The sequence below is a fragment of the Ignatzschineria cameli genome (genome assembly GCF_003121895.1).
Classification (GTDB): Bacteria; Pseudomonadota; Gammaproteobacteria; order Cardiobacteriales; family Wohlfahrtiimonadaceae; genus Ignatzschineria; species Ignatzschineria cameli.
The window spans coordinates 1-6,591 of the sequence record NZ_QEWW01000021.1 but is presented as its reverse complement, the minus strand read 5'-3'; the positions used below and the strand labels follow the sequence as shown (position 1 = coordinate 6,591).

5 protein-coding genes are annotated in these 6,591 nt (G+C 42.0%); 3 read left to right on the top strand and 2 right to left on the bottom strand.

What is annotated here, in order from left to right; translation table 11 throughout:
* Positions 1 to 250: 250 nt before the first annotated feature.
* Positions 251 to 634, bottom strand: a complete 384-nt coding sequence (locus tag DC077_RS10480) for a fluoride efflux transporter FluC (protein ID WP_109202218.1) — start codon at positions 632 to 634, stop codon at positions 251 to 253.
* Between the two features lie 107 nt (positions 635 to 741).
* Here DC077_RS10480 and ung point away from each other — a divergent pair, with 107 nt between their 5' ends.
* Positions 742 to 1,422, top strand: coding sequence for a uracil-DNA glycosylase (ung, locus tag DC077_RS10475; RefSeq protein WP_275663952.1), 681 nt, complete (start codon positions 742 to 744; stop codon positions 1,420 to 1,422).
* A 136-nt stretch (positions 1,423 to 1,558) separates the two neighbouring features.
* Here ung and DC077_RS10470 read toward each other — a convergent pair whose 3' ends face one another.
* Complete coding sequence (locus DC077_RS10470) at positions 1,559 to 3,028, bottom strand: DASS family sodium-coupled anion symporter (protein ID WP_094567759.1); 1,470 nt, start codon at positions 3,026 to 3,028, stop codon at positions 1,559 to 1,561.
* 954 nt (positions 3,029 to 3,982) lie between these two features.
* On the opposite strand from DC077_RS10470, the gene DC077_RS10460 reads away from it, so the two are divergent.
* Both DC077_RS10460 and DC077_RS10455 read left to right on the top strand, forming a co-directional pair.
* Complete coding sequence (locus tag DC077_RS10460; RefSeq protein ID WP_239990374.1) at positions 3,983 to 5,266, top strand: MFS transporter; 1,284 nt, start codon at positions 3,983 to 3,985, stop codon at positions 5,264 to 5,266.
* A gap of 180 nt (positions 5,267 to 5,446) precedes the next feature.
* A complete protein-coding gene (locus tag DC077_RS10455; RefSeq protein ID WP_109202215.1) occupies positions 5,447 to 6,436 on the top strand; it encodes an ornithine cyclodeaminase family protein in 990 nt (329 codons plus the stop codon).
* Positions 6,437 to 6,591 lie beyond the last annotated feature (155 nt).

The window sequence follows — 6,591 nt, the reverse complement described above, 5'->3', positions numbered from 1 at the left end:
TTGTTATAAGAATGAAATAGTAGGTTCCCGCCGCTCAACAGATCTTCTTAAGAATCACTCATTAACAAAATAGGCTGAATGCTGCCGGATCTTACCATCGCGTTCTTCCACAAATCACGCGCCGGCAGTCGGCAATCAATCGATTGCCAGAATTCTTTCTTATCTTTATAAAAGCCGATGAGTTGTCGGATCTTACCATCGCGTATTTTCATCAATCACATGCTGGCAAATATCGCCACTTTAGTGGCAATTAGGAGATAAAACGTTGAGTGACGATAAAGCCGATAAAGGTTGCGCCGATTGCGCCGATAAAGTGAAAGATGATTAGAAGAAAAGCGGTGAGAAATTCTCGATTTTGTAGTAGCTTCATCGCCTCTAGAGAGAAGCTTGAGAAGGTGGTGAGCCCACCACAAAAGCCGACAATCAGAAAGAGACGAAGCGCTTGATCGGGCTTAGAGAGAAGATAAGCGGCAATGATGCCCGCTAATAAGCCACCGATGATATTAACAAGAAGGGTTGAAATCTGGATCGGCGTCGAAAGCTGCGTCTCAATAAGGGTAAAGAGATAGCGACAAGCACCCCCTAGGGAAGCGCCGAGCATGACGAGAAGAAGATTTTGCATTAAGTTTGGCATATTGAGTGCGCCTTATTACAATAGAGACTTTTAACCTTGATCGTACGATTGAGGGCGATGAGCATCATATTAAGCAATCATGTTAAGCAATCATGTTAGGAGTCTATGTGAAGTTTGATTTAACAAAGATCGATCCGCAATGGAGAGAGTTTATCAAAAGCGAGATGGAAAAATCTTACTTTCGCCAAATAGAACAGGGAATTGCCCAATCGCTTGAGAAGGGCGTTCATGTCTTTCCTCCGATGGAATCGATCTTTAGTGCATTTCAAGTTGCGCCCGATCAGATCAAAGTGGTGATCTTAGGACAAGATCCCTATCATGGTTTAGGACAAGCCCATGGCTTAGCCTTTTCCGTTCAACCTGGCGTTAAAATTCCCCCCTCATTACGAAATATCTATCAGGAGTTAACAACCGATATCCCTGGATTTGAGCCGCCGCAAACGGGAGATCTCACTGCCTGGAGTGAGCAGGGCGTCTTTCTTCTTAATACCGTTTTAACCGTTGAGAAGGGTAGAGCGCATTCTCATGCGAAGATCGGCTGGGAGCAATTTACAACAGCTGTGATCGATTATTTAGCAGATCGCTATCAACATCTTGTCTTTATTTTGTGGGGAAATCATGCCCAGAAGAAGGGGGCAACGATCGATCGAAATCGGCATCTAATCTTGGAAGCAGCCCATCCTTCACCCCTTTCGGCTTATCGCGGTTTCTTCGACTCTAAACCTTTTTCACAAGCGAATCATTATCTCTTAATGCATGGGCGAACGCCTATTCATTGGCAGCTATAAATTAGCAGCCCTAAATCAGTAGCGATAAGTGGTAGCTATAAAAAAACGCTATCTAAAAAGATAGCGTCTCTCCTTTTCATCTTTTTCTTATTATCGATTATCTTCAGATATAGAATTTAACGATTCTGAGGGCTTTCTACCAATAGCCGAGTACTTTCCACCAAAGGCCACCGACATAGAACCAGATAGCAAGGTTAACGACACTCATCACAAAACCCACACGCCACCATTCACCTAATGTTGCGTAGTTAGAACCGAAGATAATAGGTGCGGTTCCTGTTGCATAGTGAGTTAGTGACATCATCAATGATGAGGAGAATGCTAATGTGAGCGCAAGTAACATCGGTGGCGCACCTAAAGCAACTCCTGCAGCTAAGAAGGCGCCAAACATAGCGGTAATGTGAGCCGTTGTGCTGGCAAAGAAGTAGTGAGTATAGACATAGATCAGCACAAGAATGAGCATCGAGAGAATCCAACCGAGGCTCAGCTCATCAATTCCGTGACTAACCGTTAGGGCGAGCCATTTGACAAGCCCCAGCTTTCCTAAAAAGGTTGCCATCATAATGAGCGCGGAGAACCACATAACGGTATCCCATGCACTCTTGTGACTAAGTGCATCATCCCAGGTAAGGACGCCGGTGATCAGAAGGATCGAGAGCCCAATAAAGGCAGCTGTTGCGGCATTGATCTGCAATCCGAAGAGAAGATCTGGCACTTCTGCCCACATTAGAAGAAGGAGAATAAAGACGCCCGCTGTGATTATCTCCGGCAGGGACATTTTGCCAAGCTCTGCCATTTTTTGTTTTGCAAAGAGCGGTGCATTCGGTGTCTTTTTAATAGTGGGAGGCACGAGAAAATAGATCACTAAAGGCATAATCAGAAGTGATAAGAGCCCAGGGATAATCGCCGCAATCGCCCATGCACTCCAAGTGAGGCGAAATTCAGCGCCTAATCCTTCGGCAATCAGATTAACAATTAAGGGGTTGGGGGCCGTTGCCGTAATAAACATCGCTGATGTGATGGGGTTAGTATTGTAGTTAACAAGTGCTAAGAAGCGACCAATCTTCTTTGAAGAGGCGGGATCATCAGGTTGTGAATCGAAACTATCGGCGATCGATTTCATAATAGGATGGATAATTCCACCACCTCGTGCCGTATTACTAGGCGTTACGGGCGCTAAGATAAGCTCTGAAAAGGTGAGTGAATAGGCAATTCCTAAAGAGCGTTTGCCAAAAAGAGAGATTAACCAGTAGCCGATACGAGCCCCTAAACCAGTCTTATTGAGACTGACGGAGATAATCATCGAGATTCCAATCAGCCAGATTAGGTTATTGGAGAAGCCACTTAATGCATCATTTAGCGCTGCGGTGGCATCGCCAGGATGGGTGACTTGTGTTAAAGCGACCGCCGAGATTGCAATAACAGAGATCGCCCCGATCGGAAGCGCTTTACCAATAATAGCGGCAATTGTGCCGATAAAGAGTGCTAGAAGTTGCCACGCATTCTCTTGAACCCCTTCAGGCGTTGGGATAACAAACCAAATAAGAAGCGTAAGACCTAATGCGATAGCGCCCGGTATTGGCTTGACAGGCTTAAGTGTGATCATATTATTCCCTAAATTATTTTAAGTTATTTGATAATGATAGCGTTAAGATATTGCTCGATACTCTTCTCGATACTCTTACTTTGATATTTTGTTACATACCTCATAGATCTCCCACATATACATCATAGATACATCATATATCTTATATATATTTTTATATATATATAATTACTATTATAAGAGAGTATAGAGGATCTGTTATCGCTATTTTATCTCAAGACGCTATTGTATTTACTTATAGCTATTTAATATCCCATTTTCTCTTTTTATCATTTATTCCTTTTATCTGAGTAGGAACTCGCTTTAGCTCTTTACTAAAATAGCAAGTTTATCAAAACTTGCGAGTGAATAGATGAGTGAATCGATATTGATCTCGATTTATATGTAGGATTTTAGTAGAGATTATTATTTGATTTATTTGTGATTATTTAATTTGAGTTTAATAATATTTTATCGCTTTTGTGGCATAGTGATTTCTTTTGATCTCTTATGCGTAAAATCTTCTTTTATAATCGTTCTTTTAGTTGTTATTTGGTAAAAGTGGTAAAAGTAGCGCAATTATAGATCACTTTTTGGGTTGCTTATTTTATGTAATATAGCTTATAAAAGAGAGGAGGGGTGATCGAGATCAAATTTTCTTAAGGCATTATTCTTAAGGTATTATTCTCAATGTATTAATTAGAGAAGCAATAAGAGCAATAAGTGTAATAAGAATAATAAGGGCAAGAGGAGAGCCCCAGGCCTTAATAAGAAGCCAGGTGAGAGATCAGGATCATCAGTATCATCAGGATTATTCAGAATTGTCAGAATTGTCAGAATTATCGGAAAAGAATAACAAAACAAGATAGAAGCACGATAGAAGTAAGATAGAAATAAAAAATTATAAAAATAACCAAACACCAAACACCAAACACCAAATAACCAAAATAATAAGAATAGAAAGAGGAGAAAAGTATGGAGAATACGCATGATCCTAAGACGATGCGTAAGATTTTGATCGCAAGTCTGACAGGAAGTGTTATTGAGTGGTTCGATTTTTTCCTATATGGAACCGTTGCCGCTTTAGTTTTTAATCAGATCTTTTTTGTAAGTGATGACCCTGCTATCGGTCTTATTCTCTCTTACGCCTCTTTTGCGCTCACCTTCTTTATCCGACCCTTTGGCGGTGTGCTGTTTAGCCATATTGGTGATCGTATCGGACGAAAGAAGACCTTAGTGCTCACATTGAGCTTGATGGGAATCGCAACAATGGCGATCGGGCTTCTCCCTTCTTATCATACGATTGGAATCTGGGCACCGATTCTTCTGATCTTCTTTCGTCTGCTTCAGGGAATTGGGATCGGTGGAGAGTGGGGCGGTGCGCTTCTTTTAGCAGTTGAGTATGCGCCTAAGGAGAAACGTGGATTCTTCGGAAGTGTCCCACAGGTTGGAATTCCGATCGGTATGGTTTTAGGAACATTAGTCCTCTCATTGATGACGCTTCTTCCTGATGAACAATTTTTAGATTGGGGTTGGAGAATTCCCTTTATCTTAAGTGCATTATTGGTGGTATTAGGGCTCTGGATTCGTAATGGAATCGATGAAACGCCGGTATTTAAAGAAGTACAGAAAGAAGGGAAAGTTCCCAAGCTCCCTATTATCGATACATTTCGCTACCATTGGCGTGAAGTTTTGATCGCAATAGGCGCAAAATTTGTGGAGACGGCACCTTTCTACATCTTCAGTACTTTTATCGTCTCTTATGCTACGATCAATTTAGGGTTTAATAAGACAACCACTTTAACAGCCGTAATGATTGCAAGTGTTATCACTTCAATCTTAATTCCTATGATGGGCGCGTTGTCTGATCGAGTTGGGCGTAAGAAGCTCTACGTGGTTGGGACAATTGTGATGATCCTCTATATGTTCCCCTATTTCTGGATGGTAAATCAAGGATCGGTGATCTTATTGGTGATTGCCACTATCTTAGGATTGGGAATCATTTGGGCGCCGATTACTGCAGTTTTAGGGACATTTTTCTCAGAGATCTTTGCTCCTGAAATTCGTTATACCGGGGTAACCTTGGGGTATCAGATTGGTGCCGCACTTGCCGGCGGAACAGCCCCCTTAATTGCGGTCTCATTCTTAAGCTACTTCGATTCTTATGTTCCAATTGCTCTTTATATTATGTTGACCGGCGTTATTTCACTTGTTGCCATTGCTTTTGCTAAGAGTAAGAAGAGCTCATTTAGTGAGTAAGAAAAATGCGGTTGAGAAGTAGGTTGAAACAAGTAGATTGAGATGATCCGATTGAGAAAATAGGATCGAGTCATAGCGTTACCGCTCTTAGGAGCGGTAATATTTTTTTAGGAAATTGCATCTATCAATTGAGAATCTATCAGTCAAAGATGCATCAATATCAAGAGTGAGGAGAGAATCATGAGAATTCTAAATGAGAGAGAAATTGCCGCAACCTATAAGATGCCGGAAGCGTTACGCGATGTGACCAATATATTGAAAGCGAAAGCAGCTGATAAGGTGGAGAATCCTCTTAGAACGGTTATTGAATTCCCAGAGGAGCATGCCTCTGTACTCTATATGCCTTGTGCTGATTTAGAAAATGAGTTGATGAGTATGAAGGCAGTGACTATTTTCCCCAATAATCCGTTACAGGGAAAAAATACAACGCAAGGGGTGATTCTTCTTTCAGATGCCACAAATGGTGATCATCTTGCGCTCTTGAATGCCTCCTACTTAACGCGTCTACGAACTGGGGCTTTAAGTGGAATTGCAACCGATTATCTTGCTCGCCGTGATAGCCATATTTTAACGGTGATTGGAACGGGAAAGATGGCTTTTGAGCAGGTTTTAGGGGTACTTGAAGTACGAGATATTGTTAAGATCAACCTCGTTAATCCAACAGTTGAGAATGCAGAGCGATTTGCTCAAGCATTACGGGATTATCCGATCAATCAAAAAATCGAAATTGTGATCGCCCAAGATCGAGCAGCTGCGGTTAAAGAGGCTGATATTATCAACTGTGCAACCCGTTCGAAAACACCGGTATTTGATGGGGCAGATATTCAGCCCGGAACACATGTCAATGGTGTCGGCTCCTATCTTCCTGATATGCAGGAGGTCGACTTCCACTTTATTTCACGAACAGCGCAGATAGTTGTTGATGATCTTCATGGTGCGACAGAAGAAGCCGGTGAGTTCATTCATGCCGTTGAGCGAGAAGGGTGGTCTTTTGATCAGATCTCAGGAGAGTTACAAGATCTTGTTGCTGGTAAAATTAAAGGAAGGGTAGATGATGCCGATATTACCTTCTTCAAGTCGGTCGGCTCTGCCTATTTTGATCTTGCTGTGGCGCAAGGTGTCTATCACTCTGCGTTAGCAGAAAATGTGGGTGTTGATGTAGAGATTTAGGATTAAGCTTTTTTAGATCATAGTAGTCGCGATATTTGCCGGCATGCAACTTATGGAAGCACATAATAGTAAGAAGCCGGCACCTCATCAGCTTTTATAAAGACAAGCACTATTTTGGCAGTCGGATGATTACCTACTGCCGGCACGTGATTTGT

Excerpts from the sequence above, each read along its gene's own strand:
- DC077_RS10480 (WP_109202218.1), bottom strand. The coding sequence starts at position 634 with ATGCCAAACTTAATGCAAAATCTTCTTCTCGTCATGCTCGGCGCTTCC.
- DC077_RS10470 (WP_094567759.1), bottom strand. The coding sequence starts at position 3,028 with ATGATCACACTTAAGCCTGTCAAGCCAATACCGGGCGCTATCGCATTA.
- DC077_RS10460 (WP_239990374.1), top strand. The coding sequence starts at position 3,983 with ATGGAGAATACGCATGATCCTAAGACGATGCGTAAGATTTTGATCGCA.
- DC077_RS10455 (WP_109202215.1), top strand. The coding sequence starts at position 5,447 with ATGAGAATTCTAAATGAGAGAGAAATTGCCGCAACCTATAAGATGCCG.